The organism is Streptomyces sp. NPDC048424, from assembly GCF_040651555.1.
In the GTDB taxonomy this organism is placed as follows: Bacteria; Actinomycetota; Actinomycetes; order Streptomycetales; family Streptomycetaceae; genus Streptomyces.
The window spans coordinates 72,479-86,236 of record NZ_JBEZKE010000030.1 but is presented as its reverse complement, the minus strand read 5'-3'; the positions used below and the strand labels follow the sequence as shown (position 1 = coordinate 86,236).

14 protein-coding genes and 1 pseudogene are annotated in these 13,758 nt (G+C 72.5%); 10 read left to right on the top strand and 5 right to left on the bottom strand.

Going from position 1 to position 13,758, the window contains the following annotated elements; translation table 11 throughout:
* Positions 1-319 precede the first annotated feature (319 nt).
* Genes AB0D29_RS31220 through AB0D29_RS31195 form a run of 6 tightly spaced genes read left to right on the top strand, consistent with a single transcriptional unit; the run spans position 320 to position 5,865 of the window.
* Positions 320-1,300, top strand: a complete 981-nt coding sequence (locus tag AB0D29_RS31220; protein WP_362858834.1) for a tellurite resistance/C4-dicarboxylate transporter family protein — start codon at positions 320-322, stop codon at positions 1,298-1,300.
* The gene (locus tag AB0D29_RS31215) at positions 1,297-1,992 is read left to right on the top strand and encodes a methyltransferase domain-containing protein (protein WP_362858833.1); all 696 of its coding nucleotides are present in this window, start codon (positions 1,297-1,299) and stop codon (positions 1,990-1,992) included. Before AB0D29_RS31220 ends, AB0D29_RS31215 begins: the two co-directional genes overlap by 4 nt.
* Before the next feature lie 9 nt (positions 1,993-2,001).
* Positions 2,002-2,436, top strand: a complete 435-nt coding sequence (locus AB0D29_RS31210) for a VOC family protein (protein WP_362858832.1) — start codon at positions 2,002-2,004, stop codon at positions 2,434-2,436.
* Positions 2,437-2,455: 19 nt separating this feature from the next.
* On the top strand, positions 2,456-3,142 hold the full coding sequence (locus tag AB0D29_RS31205; protein ID WP_362858830.1) for an epimerase: 687 nt from the start codon (positions 2,456-2,458) through the stop codon (positions 3,140-3,142).
* 57 nt (positions 3,143-3,199) lie between these two features.
* Positions 3,200-5,509, top strand: coding sequence for an AAA family ATPase (locus AB0D29_RS31200; protein ID WP_362858829.1), 2,310 nt, complete (start codon positions 3,200-3,202; stop codon positions 5,507-5,509).
* Between the two features lie 5 nt (positions 5,510-5,514).
* Positions 5,515-5,865, top strand: coding sequence for an NTP pyrophosphohydrolase (locus tag AB0D29_RS31195; RefSeq protein WP_362858828.1), 351 nt, complete (start codon positions 5,515-5,517; stop codon positions 5,863-5,865).
* Between the two features lie 7 nt (positions 5,866-5,872).
* On the opposite strand, the gene AB0D29_RS31190 is transcribed toward AB0D29_RS31195, so the two are convergent.
* Positions 5,873-6,316, bottom strand: coding sequence for an SH3 domain-containing protein (locus AB0D29_RS31190; RefSeq protein WP_362858827.1), 444 nt, complete (start codon positions 6,314-6,316; stop codon positions 5,873-5,875).
* A gap of 375 nt (positions 6,317-6,691) precedes the next feature.
* Here AB0D29_RS31190 and AB0D29_RS31185 point away from each other — a divergent pair, with 375 nt between their 5' ends.
* The 3 genes and pseudogenes from AB0D29_RS31185 to AB0D29_RS31175 all read left to right on the top strand — a co-directional run bounded on the left by AB0D29_RS31185 (position 6,692) and on the right by AB0D29_RS31175 (position 9,154).
* Positions 6,692-7,357: a response regulator transcription factor gene (locus AB0D29_RS31185; RefSeq protein ID WP_362858826.1), complete on the top strand. Its 666-nt coding sequence runs from the start codon at positions 6,692-6,694 to the stop codon at positions 7,355-7,357.
* Positions 7,358-7,409: 52 nt separating this feature from the next.
* The gene (locus AB0D29_RS31180) at positions 7,410-7,784 is read left to right on the top strand and encodes a YbjQ family protein (RefSeq protein ID WP_351302786.1); all 375 of its coding nucleotides are present in this window, start codon (positions 7,410-7,412) and stop codon (positions 7,782-7,784) included.
* A 150-nt stretch (positions 7,785-7,934) separates the two neighbouring features.
* A pseudogene (locus AB0D29_RS31175) lies at positions 7,935-9,154 on the top strand (DUF4246 family protein).
* A gap of 19 nt (positions 9,155-9,173) precedes the next feature.
* Here the strand turns inward: AB0D29_RS31175 and AB0D29_RS31170 are convergent.
* Positions 9,174-9,467 (bottom strand): DUF4190 domain-containing protein, encoded by a 294-nt coding sequence (locus AB0D29_RS31170; protein WP_362858825.1) that lies wholly within the window; start codon positions 9,465-9,467, stop codon positions 9,174-9,176.
* 14 nt (positions 9,468-9,481) lie between these two features.
* On the opposite strand from AB0D29_RS31170, the gene AB0D29_RS31165 reads away from it, so the two are divergent.
* Positions 9,482-9,961, top strand: a complete 480-nt coding sequence (locus tag AB0D29_RS31165) for a TetR family transcriptional regulator (RefSeq protein WP_362858824.1) — start codon at positions 9,482-9,484, stop codon at positions 9,959-9,961.
* 81 nt (positions 9,962-10,042) lie between these two features.
* Here the strand turns inward: AB0D29_RS31165 and AB0D29_RS31160 are convergent, their stop codons facing one another.
* From AB0D29_RS31160 to AB0D29_RS31150, 3 genes are read right to left on the bottom strand one after another with little or no spacing between them, the layout of a single operon-like run.
* A complete protein-coding gene (locus AB0D29_RS31160) occupies positions 10,043-12,382 on the bottom strand; it encodes an FtsX-like permease family protein (RefSeq protein WP_362858823.1) in 2,340 nt (779 codons plus the stop codon).
* Positions 12,383-12,384: 2 nt separating this feature from the next.
* Positions 12,385-13,179: an ABC transporter ATP-binding protein gene (locus AB0D29_RS31155; RefSeq protein WP_362858822.1), complete on the bottom strand. Its 795-nt coding sequence runs from the start codon at positions 13,177-13,179 to the stop codon at positions 12,385-12,387.
* On the bottom strand, positions 13,176-13,682 hold the full coding sequence (locus AB0D29_RS31150; RefSeq protein ID WP_362804994.1) for a PadR family transcriptional regulator: 507 nt from the start codon (positions 13,680-13,682) through the stop codon (positions 13,176-13,178). Before AB0D29_RS31150 ends, AB0D29_RS31155 begins: the two co-directional genes overlap by 4 nt.
* Positions 13,683-13,758 lie beyond the last annotated feature (76 nt).

The window sequence follows — 13,758 nt, the reverse complement described above, 5'->3', positions numbered from 1 at the left end:
CGAACGTGGCGGGGGGTCGGAGAGCGGAGCCCCGAGGCGTTCGGCGCCCTGCGGGGATCACCCCGACACACACCCGACCCCGCCCCAACCGGCCCTGCCGCACAATCCGGCCTCGCCGCACCAAATTCAGCCCCTCCGGCGTTTGAGGAGCGGGGTGCGGGGCGGAGCCCCGGCGGTGGCGTCGCAACGGGAAACAGTGGGCGGGGGCTGCCGGTCCGCTCCCCTGTGACGGACCGGCAGGTCCTCAAGGTTTGAGCCGCTGCGAGCCGGTCGGCCGCGTCCGCTGGCGCCGCGCGGAGCGGTGCGGTCCGCTGGTGGGGTGAGCATCCCTCCCGGTAGCGGCTGGTGGACCGGACTCCCGCCGGCGGCGGGAGCCGCCGTCATGGCGGCGGGCATCATCTCCGTCGGCCTGCACCTGACCGGGCACGAGCCGTTCTCGCTCGTCGCCCTCGTCCTCGCCGTCGCCCTGTGGCTCGTGCTCGCCGCCGACTTCACGGCCCGGCTGCTGAGCGACCGCGGGCGGTTCCGCGCGGAGGCCGACACTCCGGCCGCGCTGACGGCCATCGCCGCCACCAGCGTCATCGGCACCCGGCTCGCCATGCTCGGATGGCAGACCGTGGCGGCCGCCCTGCTCGCGCTCGCCGCGGCGCTCTGGCCCGGGCTGCTGGTGAACGTCGTACGGCACTGGGGTCGGCGGATGCCGGGCGCGGCGTTCCTCGGCTGCGTGGCCACCCAGGGCCTGGCCGTCCTCGCGGCGACCCTCGCTGCCGCCGCCGGCTACGACTGGCTGGCCTGGGCGGCGCTGGCGGCCTTCTGCCTCGGGCTGGTGCTCTACGTGGCCGCCTTCCTGCGCTTCGACCTCCGTGAAGTGGTGGGCGGCGCGGGCGACCACTGGGTCGCCGGCGGGGCGCTCTCCATCTCCGCCCTGGCCGGATCCAAACTCACGGCGTCACCCGTGTGGACGGGTTCGGCGCACACGGTCCTCCGCGACGTCACCCTGGCCGTCCTCGCCCTGTCCCTCGTCTGGTACGTCGTCCTCCTCACCGCCGAACTGCGCCACCCGCGGCCGCGCTACGACATCCGGCGCTGGGCCACCGTCTTCCCGCTGGGCATGACCTCCGTGGCCTGTCTCGCGGTGGCCGACCCGGCCGGCATCGCCTGGCTGCGCCCGCTGGGCGAGGTCCTGCTGTGGATCGCCGTGGGCGCCTGGCTGCTGACCTTCGCCGCGCTGCTCGTCTCCCACCTCAACGCCCGCCCGGGCTCCCGGCGCCCGCCCGGCCCGGGGACAATGGCCCGATGACGACGGCTCACCTGCTGCCCGCGCACGACCTGGAACGCACCTCGGTGGTCGCGAACAACACGATGAACCGCGAACGCGGGCTCACCGGCGTCAACAGCTATGTCCGCGAGCTGGGGCTCGACCCGGTCGCCCACCTCGCGGCCCGTTCCGCCACCCCGTCCTGGCTCGACCTCTGCAGCGGCGAAGGCCGTGCCCTGCGCGAAGCCGGGTTCCGGCTGCCGGACGCCGTCCTCACCGGCGTCGACCTCGTCGGCCCCCTCGCTCCCGCCCCCACCCCGGCCGGCCTGGAGCTGCTGACGGCCTCCGTCACGCACTGGTCCCCGTCCCGGACGTACGACCTGATCACCTGCGTCCACGGCCTGCACTACGTCGGCGACCAGCTCGGGCTCCTCGCCCGGGCCGCCTCCTGGCTCGCCGCCGACGGCCTGCTGATCGCCCACCTCGACCCCGCGTCGCTGCGCGGGGCCGACGGGGCTCCGGCCGGGCGGGCCGCCCTGGCGGCGCTGCGCGCGGCCGGGTTCCGCTACAGCGCGCGGCACCACCGGCTCTCGCTGCACGGCCCGCGCACGGTGCGGCTGCCCTTCCGCCACCTCGGCGCCGACCCGGCCGCAGGGCCCAACTACACCGGGCAGCCCGCCGTGGCCTCGTACTACGAGCCCGTTCCGGTGGCGGCCGGGGTGGCCCCTCAGTAGGGTCCCGGCATGGCGTACACATTCCAGGTGACCATCGACTCGGCCCACCCGCACGAGCTCGCCGACTGGTGGGCGGACGCCCTCGGGTGGGAAGTGGAGCCCAGCGACGAGAAGTTCATCCGCCGCATGGTCGAAGAGGGGCAGGCGACCGAGGCGGACACCACCACCCACCGTGGCGTCCTCGTCTGGAAGGCGGGCACGGGCATCCGCCACCCGGAGGGGTTGCAGCGCGCCCCCCGCATCCTCTTCCAGTTCATCCCCGAGCCCAAGACGGTCAAGAACCGGGTCCACCTCGACGTCCGCACCGGCGAGGACGACCCGCGGGCCGTCGTCGAACGGCTCATCGCCAAGGGCGCCCGGCACCTCCACGAAGGCAACCAGGGCCCCAGCACCTGGACGACACTCGCCGACCCCGAGGGCAACGAGCTCTGCGTCTCGCACTAGACCCGCCTAGGCTGCCCTCGTGAACGTCATCCTCTTCGGCGCGACCGGCATGATCGGCCGGGGCGTCCTGCGCGAGTGCCTGCGCGACGACTCCGTCGAGAGCGTCCTGGCCATCGGGCGCACCCCGCTCGGCGTGAGCCATCCCAAACTGCGCGAGCGCGTCCAGGCGGACCCGTCCGACCTGGCCGCCGCGGAGGTCGACGCGGCAGCGTACGACGCCTGCTTCTTCTGCCTCGGGGTCTCCTCCGTCGGCATGAAGGAGGACGCGTACCGGCGCGTCACCCACGACCTGACGCTCGCCGTGGCCCGGCCGCTGGCCGCCGCCAACCCCGGCCTGACCTTCGTCTACGTCTCCGGCGAGGGCACGGACAGCACCGAGCGGGGCCGTTCCATGTGGGCCCGGGTCAAGGGGAGGACCGAGAACGAGCTCCTGGAACTGCCCTTCCGCGCCTACATGTTCCGCCCCGGCATCGTGCAGCCGGTGCGCGGCGTGCCCTCCAAGACCCGGCTCTACCGCGTGCTCTACGCCGTCACCGCACCGCTGGTCCCGCTGCTGCGGCGGGTCGCGCCGAACCTCGTCATCACCTCCGACACCCTCGGCCGTGCCATGATCGCCGTCGCCACGCCCGGCACCGCGGTGCCCGGCCACATCCTGCGCCCCGCCGACATCAACCGCCTCGGCGCTGCCCCGACCAGGCAAAACTGAGTACCGGGCAGACCCTCCCGCAGGTGAGAATGAGCCATCTCAATCCGGGAGGAACCCATGAGCCAGGAGACCCTGACTCTGCATGACCTGCTGCCCGCCCAGGCGCTGGCGGCCTCGATCGACGCCGGGTACGTGACCCGCAAGTCGCACCCCGAGCTGCCGCTGTCCATCTACACGTACACGAGGACGGCCCAGTACGAGCGCGTCTGGGACGAGGTCACCACGCGCTGCCGCGGACTCGTCGCCGACGACACCACCGGCGCGATCGTCGCCCTGCCGCTGCCGAAGTTCTTCAACGTCGGCGAGCACGAGGCGGGCATGCCGTACGCGCCCGCCCTCCCCGACGAGCCGTTCGAGGTGTACGACAAGGTCGACGGCAGCCTCGCGGTCGTCTTCCACTACGCGGGCCGCTGGCGGGTCGCCTCCAAGGGTTCCTTCATCAGCGCCCAGGCCACGTGGGCCCAGCGCCGGCTCGACGCGAAGGACACCGCGGCCCTGCGCCCGGGCACCACGTACCTCGCGGAGATCCTGTACCCGCAGAACCGCATCGTCGTCGACTACGGCGACCGCCGGGACCTCGTCCTCCTCGCCGCCTTCGGGCAGGACGGCACGGAGGTCCCGCTCGCCGAGGCCGCGCCGCACTGGGAGGGCATCGGTTCCGTCGTGACGGTGTGGCCCGCCATGCCGCTCGGCGAGCTGATCGCGCTGACCGAGTCCAACACCCTGCCCGGGGGCGCCACCGCGACCGGCATGGACGCCGAGGGCTTCGTCCTGCGCTTCGCCTCCGGCGTGCGCGCCAAGGCCAAGCTGTCGGAGTACGTACGGCTGCACAAGGTGCTCACCGGCGTCACCGAGCGGGACGTGTGGCGCGGCCACGGCATCCAGCGCTTCGCCGGTCTGCCCGCCAAGCAGCTCGCCCAGGGCCTGAACTGCACGGTCGCCGAGATCGAGGCGTCGGGCGGGAAGCCGCTCGACGCGCTGCTGGAGCAGGTGCCCGACGAGTTCGACCACTGGGTGCGCGAGGTCATCGCACGCCTGGAGGAGCGGGCCGCGCGGCACGAGCGCGCGATCGACGAGGCCTTCGCGGGCCTCGCGCCCCTGGCCGCGGACCGGGGCGCCTTCGCCCGCGCGGTCAAGGAGCTGGACGACCGCGCGGTCCGCCCCGCGATGTTCCTGCGGCTGGACGGCCGGACGACCGAGCTCACGACCTGGCGTCAGGTGAGGCCGGAGACCGCCGACCCCTACATCAGCGACGAGGAGAACCGGACCGTGTCCGAGGAGGAGCGCGCGCCCGCGCCCACCGCACCCGCGCCCACCGCCCGCGCCTGCGCGCCCACCGCACCCGCGTCCGCGCCGAAGGCGGCGGCGCCGCGCGTCCCGGCGCCCGCCGCTGAGGAGGCCGCCGCGGACCCCGCGGGGCAGGAGGCTCCGCTGCCCGTCGTGCACCTCATGACCGGCCTGCCCGCCTCCGGCAAGACCACCGCCGCCCGCGCCCTCCAGGCGCAGTCCGGCGGCCGGATGCGGCGCGTCAACCTGGACGATCTGCGCGCCATGCTCGACCTGCCGGACCCCGAGCGGGGCCGGTCCTGGGCGCACGAGCAGACCGTGCTGGAGGTCCAGGACGCGGCGGTCCGCGCGGCTGTGGACGGCGGCTTCGACGTGGTCGTCGACAACACGCACCTGACGAAGCACATCCCGAAGCGGCTCAAGGCGGCCGTCGGCGGGCTCGCGACCTTCGTCGTGCACGACTTCACCGACGTCCCGCTGGAGGAGTGCCTGCGCCGCGACGCGGCCCGCGAGCGGCAGGTGGGCGAGGAGATCATCCGGATCCTGGCCGAGAAGCACGAGAAGGCACGCAAGGGCGGCTGGCGGCTCACGGCCGAGTGGCTGAACGGGACGGCGTCGGGCGCTGCGGCCGTGCCGCCCGTGACCGCGTACGTCCCCGACCCGGCGCTGCCGTCGGCGGTGATGTGCGACATCGACGGCACGCTCGCACTGACCGGCGACCGCGGGCCGTACGACTTCTCGCGCTGCGAGCTCGACCTGCTCAACGAGTCGGTCCGGCACGCGCTGGACGCCTTCAAGCGGGCCGACGGCGACGTGATCGTGCTGCTGTCGGGGCGCGGTGAGGAGCACCGTCCGCAGACCGAGTCCTGGCTGCGGCGCCACCAGGTGCCGTACGACGAGCTGTGGATGCGGGCGGCGGGCGACACGCGCCGCGACGACGTGGTGAAGGCCGAGCTGTTCGACGCCCACGTGCGGCACCGGTACGCGGTACGGGTCTCGCTCGACGACAGGGACCGGGTGGTGGCGGTCTGGCGCCGGATGGGCCTGCCCACCTGGCAGGTCAACTACGGGGACTTCTAGTCGTCATGGCGGGCGTGCTGATCGTGGATGGCGCGAACGTCGTCGGTTCGGTACCGGACGGCTGGTGGCGGGACCGGCGGGGCGCGGCCGAACGGCTGCGCGACCGGCTGGCCCGGCGCGGCGGGGACGAGGAGATCATCCTCGTCGTCGAAGGCGCCGCCCGTGGCGTCGAATCCGTTCCCGGGGTACGCGTGGACGCGGCCCCCGGGAGCGGTGACGACCGGATCGTGGAACTGGCCGCGGCCCATGCGGGCCGCGGCTGCGTCGTGGTCACGGCGGACCGGGAACTGCGCGAACGGGTCCGGGCGTACGGAGCGGAGTGCGTGGGACCCCGTACCGTACGCCCGGCGGACTGACCCGGGGTCAGTGGCAGTACTTCACCTCGGAGAGGTTCTTGACGTAGCGGGCGGAGACCCAGCGCTCCTTCTCGTAGGCGGCGCGGTTGGGGGCTTCCATCCCGTTCTCCAGGTTCTCGTTCTCGTCGTACAGCCGGTACCAGATGCGGTTCCCGTCGACCTTCTCGCCGTACTTCTTGCACTCGATCTCGAGCTTGTTGTTCGGGTACACGTGGCCGAGGGACCGCGACTGGGTGGTCGGCTTGCTGCGGACCTTCAGCGGGCCCTTGGAGACGACCTTGCCGATGGCGTGCTTGTAGTCCGGGTACGTGCCGGGCTGGCCGTCGCCGACGACGATCTCACGCGGCGGCACGTTGTCACCGTCGTCCGCCACGGCGGCGCCCGCACCGACCAGACCGAGAACCAGGCTTCCGGTGGCGAGAGCGAGGATGGTTCTGGTGGGCTTCAGCATGAGCCGGCTCCTCTACGAAGACGTCCGCCCGCCGCGTCGCGCGGCGCGGTGGCGGCAACCAGGCGGTTGCCAGGGACGACTATGACGAGGGTGGAGGCCCTAGCCCCGGTGGCTCACCGGCTTTTAGCCCGATATGACCAATCTGTCCTGTCGTGGCGCGCGGCAGCCGTGCCCGCCCCCGAACGGGCACGGCCGCGCAGCGGGCCCCGGGGCAGGGCCGGCACCGGCCCGTGAACCGGTGCAGGCGAATCTACGGCCGGACCGCTCCCGGCCGCGCCCATCCACGGGTTGAGACCGGCCTACCCCCTTGGATGGCGACGCTGTACAACCAGGGGTGTACATGGCGATGATCTACCGCGGGAGGGGGTGACGCGGATGCCGTCCGTACTCGTCGTCGACGACCAGTTCCTGATCCGGTCCGGACTGACCGCGTTGCTGACCGCCGCACCGGGCTACGAGGTCGTCGGCGAGGCCTGCGACGGCGAGGAGGCGGTCCGGCTCGCCGCCGAGACCCGGCCCGACGTCGTCCTCATGGACATCCGGATGCCCGGCACCGACGGGATCGCCGCCACCGAGCGGATCCTGGCCGGCCGCCAGGACCCTGCGGACGGCGGGCCCAAGGTGCTCGTGCTGACCACCTTCGACTCCGACGAGCACGTCTTCCGCGCGCTCAGGGTCGGCGCCAGCGGCTTCCTCGTCAAGGACACCCCGCCCGAGCGGCTGCTCGCCGCCATCTCCACCGTGCACGCCGGCGAGATGCTGTTCAGCCCCCGGGCCCTGCGCGGACTGATCGACTCCTACGCCGCCCCGGCCGCCCGAGCCCCGCACCCCGGCCTGGACACGCTGACCCCGCGCGAGCGCGAGGTGCTCGCCCTGGTCGGCGCCGGTCTGCCCAACGCCGAGATCGCCGTACGGCTCGTCCTGAGCCCCGCCACCGTCAAGACGCACGTCCACCGCTGCATGAGCAAACTGGCCCTGTCCAGCCGCGCCCAGGCCGTGGTCGTGGCCCACGAGTTCGGCCTCGCCGCCCGAATGCGCTGACCGCACGGCTCCCCGGATGCGGGCGGCGGCGGCCCGGGCCAGAGTGGGGGCCATGGGTATCGAAGACTACGGCGGCGGGGCCGGGGCACACGAGACCGGCGTCCTCGTCGTCACGACCAACGACGTCCCCGGCTACCGGGTCGAGCAGGTCATCGGCGAGGTCTTCGGCCTCACCGTGCGCTCCCGCCACCTGGGCAGCCAGATCGGCGCGGGCCTGAAGTCGATGATCGGCGGCGAGCTGAAGGGCCTCACCAAGACCCTGGTGCAGACCCGCAACCAGGCCATGGAGCGGCTGATCGAGCAGGCGAAGGCGCGCGGAGCGAACGCCGTGCTCATGATGCGCTTCGACGTCACCGACGCCGCCGACGTCGGGACCGAGGTGTGCGCGTACGGGACGGCCGTGGTCCTGGTCCCCGCCTCCACCTGACCCCCCGGGCAGGGTCCTGCCGATCATCGGCTTTCTTGGGTGGCGACATCCCGGTGAAGGCGAGTCGACAACGGCCTGCAGGCGGGGGCGGTGTCAGTCCGCTGAAGTGTTCTTCCGGGCACCGCACACCGACTGCAAGGACCAAGGGAATTGACCGGCCTGTCTGCTTTCCCGCTGCCCTTTCATGCCTCCCGCTCCATATCGTTCGCGACACCCCGAACGCTGCGGGAACTCCAGATGATGCAGTGCAGCGCGCTCATTCGGGCGAAGCCGGGGTGGTTCGACAAGATGAACGATGCCGGCATCGTCGCCAGGTGGACGCAGGAAGCGGTCGCCCAAGAACGGGACTGGCATTCCGGATCCGACGGCCAGGTACTGGATCTGGTTCATCCCTCGCTGTTCTGCTTGGTGAGGGAGGTGAGCGGCGGGCCCGAAAGGGCTTGGCAGAACCCGACGGACCGCTACTCGAAGTACGAATTCTCGGAGAAGTTCCAGTGGCTGCCCACGGACGTCGAGGTCGGTGACGACGGCGACGTCGCCTTCCGTTCGTACGTCAACAACGTCCACCCGGATGCCCATCGCGAACTGGCCTCCGTTCTGCCGGACTTGTTCGCGTGCTTCCGCCCGCTGCTGGAGAACGTGCTCACCGATCTGCGCCATCCGCGGCCCCTGCGGATCGAGGCCGACCCCTACGGGTGGTACGACTCGGAGCCGGAGTATCCGGACAAGAGCTCCTACAGCGATGACGAGGCCTACGCGGAAGCCCGCCGTGCGTGGGAGGTCGCCCAGGACGACTGGTGGGAAAACCGCCGCCCGGTCATCCCGGACGCCCCGGCCTTCGCCCCGCCCCAGCTGCCCGGCGAATCCGCCCGAGTCGACCTGCGCGGCCGCCGCCTCCAGGTCATCGTCAAGCTCGCCACGATTCATCTCACCCCGGACAAGCCCGAGTACCCCGGCGGTTCCTGGCATGTCGAGGGGATGATGAACGAGCGGATCGTGTCGACCGGCATCTACTACTGGGGCAGCGAGAACATCACCGAAAGCCGGCTGAGTTTCCGGGCCGCACTCGACGACCCGGACTACGAACAGAACGACGACAACGGAGTGCGCGATGTCTACGGTCTGGAGGACGAAGAGGCGCTGAACCAGGTGCTGGGCTCGAAATTCTCGCGTTCTTCCTGGTCGACCCGTCGGAGAAGATCGTCTCGACATCCGATGTGCCACCGCAACAACCATGGTCCGAAACCTCGACCATGACGCTTGAACAGGCGAAGGACTACCGCGACCAGCTCATGCAGGAACGCAAGTTCTTCGTCGACGAACACAACGAGCAGCTCTACGAACGAGAATTCTCCCTCTGCGAGCACTGAACCCCTGTTCGCCTGCGTTTCAGGTCAGGCTCCACGACCAGGTGTGGTCGGCGGTGACGAGACAGGCGAGGATGACGAGGTCGGCCAGGCCCAGGGCGATGCCGAGGCGGGCGCGGGCCGGCCTGGCCGTGTGCCGCAACAGGGCGAGGGAGCCGAGGACGATGGCGGTCGGGCCGAGCACCAGGTTGAGTACGAGCAGCCCGGTCAGGCCGAGGACGAACGCGGTGACGGCCATGGCGTCGGCGTCCCTGGTACCGGCGCGGGATCGAGTACGGGCCGGGGACGGGGCCTTCTCGGCGGTACGCGGGTTCATCACAGACCTCCACGGTGGTGGTCGGGGCGTCCGGCGCGATGGCCCGCCAGGCGTTCGCGCGCTGCGTGGAGGAGGCGCTGGCCAGCCTTCACGAGACCGTGCGGGGCGTGCTCGCCTCGACGGGGGACGCCGGCCGTCGCGGTGACGCCGCGGTGGGCCTCGTCGCCGAGCTGGTCCGCTCTCGTCCGGCGCACGTCCGCTTCCTCGTCCGCGAGCGGTACGGCGGAGTTCCGACGGTGCGCGAGGCCATCGCCGGGCAACTCGACGCGTTCGCCGACGAGATCGGTGCCGCGCTCGCGGCCGACCCGGACAGTGCGGGCTGGGGCGCCGACGACGTGGCGATGCTGGCCCGGCTCCTGGTGGACCACATGTTCATGACGGCCTCGGCGTGCCTCGCCGCCTCGCTGCGGGGTGAGGACTGGTCGGCCGTCACCGGCACGGCCCGCAGCCAGCTCCGGTTGATCCACCTCGGGCGCTTGCACTGGCCGGGATGACCCGGGAGGCCAGGGCGTACCGGTGCGACGGGGAGCCGGGTCCCCTCTCGGGGATCGGGCACCTACCGGCTCCCGGAGCGGTCAGAGCGTCTCGCTCAGCGAGTCCGCCGGCCGCCGCCGGGCCGCCCGGGTCGCCGGGAGCGCGGCCGCGGCCACCGCGCCCAGCACCGCCCCGGCGATCACCGTCAACAACACCGGCAACGTGGGGGGCTGGGCTATGCCCGCGCCGATTCCGCTCGATGCGCCCTGCGTGTCCACGAGCCATCGGCCCGACAGCACCCCCACCGTCGTGCCCACCACGGCGGATGCCAGCGCAGTCAGGCCGGCGGCCGTCACGATCATCGAGCCGATCTGTCGGGGCGTCAGCCCGATCGCCTTCAGCGCGAGCAGATCCCGGCCGCGGTCCCGTACGCCCGTACTGATCAGCGTCAGCAGCTCGATCAGCCCGATCAGTGCCAGGATCGCGATCAGGGCGGCGATCACTCCGCGGGCCGGTTCCAGTCGGTCGACAGGGTTCGACGCCTCGCGGACCTCCAGGGTGCCGGCGTCCGCCCCGGCGAGTTCGGCGCCCACCGCCCGGGGGTCCGCGCCCTTGCGCAGCACGAGGGCGTGGTAGTCGGGCCGCAGCCCTGGATCGCGCTCCCGCAGTGCGTCGATGGTCGTGGTGATCACCCGGCCCCCGGATTCGGGTTCGATGGTGCGGCCGACGACGTGCAGGATCTGCGGCCGTCCCTCGACGGTCATCCGCACCCACGCGCCGACGCGTACCCCCAGGAGGTCGAGCAGCCCCTGCCCGGCCACTGCCTCGTCCGGACCGCTGACCGCGCGCCCTTCCACCACCTTGGAGGGATACGGGTCCCGGGCCGTACCCAGCCCTCGGAGCGTGATCGTGCCGGTCTGCCCCGGCACGAGCGCCGCCATCTCGGCGCCCGGGTGGACCGCGGCGATGCCCGGGATCGCCGCGAGGGTCTGCTCCAGTTCCGCTTCGGACGGCCCCGGGGACGCTCCGGCCCGTACGGTCAGTGCTGTGGGCAGCCCCATCTGTGCGGGCCGGCTGCGGAATTGGTCCAGCGTCGACCAGGCGACGAGCGCGACCGTGATGAGGACGAGCGGCAGGGCGAGCCGGGCCACGGGTACGAGCGTCCGGCCGCGCCGCGGGAACGCCGCTCGCCATCCCAGGACCAGGGCGGGAGGCACGCGTGCTCCGAGAGCCCGCCTGCCGAGCGCGGTCATCGGTGCGGCGGACGGCAGCGCCGCACGGGCCACCGGCACGGGTGGGACCCGTCCGGCCCGCCAGGCCGAGAGCCCGGTCGCGGCCGCGATCAGCAGCACCGCGCCGCAGGGGACGCCGATCATCAGCGCGGTGTGGCCGGGCAGGTCCTGCCACACCGCCGCCGCCTCCCCGATCCGCCCGGGTATCCGGGCGCCCAGCAGAGCGATCGCCGCCGTGCCGAGGGCCACGCCGAGGAGCGCGAAGGCCAGATGCTGTACGAGGAAGCCACGGGTCACCTGGCCGGGGGTGAAGCCGACGGCCTTGAGGATCGCGATGTCCCTGAGCTGGCCGCGGACCCGGGCGCCGATCGCTCCCGCAGCGGCGAGCGCCGCCGCGAGCAGCGCACCGAGCCCGAAGACGGCGAACATCTGCCCGAGCAGCCGGTCGTCGCCGCCCGCCTCCGCCCGCGCCTGCTGCCACGTCGTGACCTGGGCGACCCGGTCGGCACCGAGGACGGTCACGGCGCGCTGGACGGTGAAGTCGGTGTCGTCCGGATCCTCCAGGCGCAGGCCCACGCTCTGCCCGGTCGCGCCGCGGGCGATGTCGTCGAGGGTGCCGGAGAGCACCCAGCCGAGGCCGGGCCCGCCCCCCGGGTGGTAGCGGGGCTCGGCCACCTCGGCGATCCCGCTCACCTGCAGTGCGTGCGGGGCGCCGTCCGGGCCGGTGACCCGTACGGTGTCGCCCGGCTCCGCCCACAGGGACCGCGCGACCGAGGCCTCCAGTACGACGGCGCCGTTGCCGACCCCCGCACCGCCGCCGGTTTCGTCCGGCCGGGGGAGCCAGCTGCCGGTGGTGACGAGGGGCCGCCCGGTCTCCGGGGGCTCCTGCGCTGCCGCACGCAGCGTCACCCCGGCCCGGGCACCGCGCGACTCGACGGTGGTCGCCGCCGTGCGGTAGGGCCCGGAGACGGCTGCGACCCCGTCCATGCGGGACAGGGCGGCAGTGTCCGCCCCGGCGCGGGTGTGCAGCCAGACGTGCGCGCCGTGGGACTGGTTGAAGACACGTTGCCAGGGGTTGGCGGCGTAGCTGAACAGTGCGCCGGCCAGCAGGAGCGAGGCGATGATCCCGGCGCTGGCCAACACGACGAAGAGGGCTTCGCCGCGGTGTGCGCGGAAGTCGGCGTGCGCCCAGCGAAGAGTGGCCCGCACGGTCATTCCTTCAGTTCCAGGTCCAGTACGCCGGCCACGCCGCGGGCCGGCCCCCGGCGCCCGCTGCCGAGCTGCGCGTCGTCGGCTATGCGCCCGTCGAAGAAGCTGATGACGCGGTCGGCGGCGCTGGCCATCCGGGCGTCATGGGTGACCATCATGATCGTCTGCCCGCGCTGGTGGAACCGGGAGAGAAGCCGCAGTACCTCGCGGGTGCCCTTGCTGTCGAGACTGCCGGCCGGTTCGTCGGCGAGCAGCAGCGCGGGGTGGTTGACCAGGGCGCGGGCGAGCGCGACCCGCTGCTGTTCGCCGCCCGACAGCTCGCCGGGCATCGACCGCTCCCGGCCTTCGAGGCCGAGTTCGGCGAGCAGTTCGGCGCGGGACTCCCGGGCGGCCTTCGGGGAGGTTCCGGCGAGCAGGGCGGGCAGTTCGACGTTGTCGGCGACGGTGAGGTTGGAGACCAGGTTGAAGAACTGGAAGACGACGCCGACGCTGCGGCGCCGAAGGACCGCCCAGCGGGCCTCGCGGTATTCGTCGACGCGCTCTCCGCCGAGCCACAGCTTCCCGCTGTCGGGTCGCTGGAGGCCGCCTATCAGGTGCAGCAGCGTGGACTTGCCCGCTCCCGACGGCCCGGTGACCGCGACGAACTCGCCTGGCTGGACGGACAGGTCCACCCCGCGCACGGCATGCACCGGCGTGCCCTCGCCGTGGTGCGTCTTGGTCAGGCCCTCGGCGCGCACGATGGGCTCGATGGGCTGGACGGACACGGCAGGAGCGGTGGTGCCGGCGTCGTCGCTCATTCCAGCTCCTCCTGGCAGCGTTCCAGCCAGTCGAGGTCGGCCTGCAGGTGCAGCATGGCGCCCTCGATCAGCAATTGGGAGATCTTGTTGTCGCGGTCCTCGGCCGCGGCCAGCTTGGACAGGTCCCGCATGGTGTTGAGGTACTGCCGCCGCTGCTTGTTGATCAGTGCGACAGGGTCGGCCAGACCCGACTGCGGTGCGAGTGCGAGCTTCATGAAGAACTCGTCCCGTACCCGGGGCTCCTCGGTGGTGTCCTCGAACCACGCCAGTGCGGCCTCGCGCCCGGCGTCCGTCAGCCTGTACGTGCGCTTGTTGGGCCGCCCCGACTGCTCGACGTCCTCGCCTTCGATCAGGCCGCTCTTCTCCAGCCGACCGAGGGTGACGTAGATCTGGCCGACGTTGGGGTGAGGGTACGCGGCGCCCAGGAGCTTCTCAAGGTCCTGCTTCAGCTCGTAACCGTGCGCAGGGCTACGGGTGAGGAGCGCAAGGAGCGCCAGCCGCACTCGCTCCCCCTCCTTCCCGCTCCGTAGTCAACCGTTCACTCGGCGGCGGGCCGATGTGTGCCGCCGTCCGGCTCGT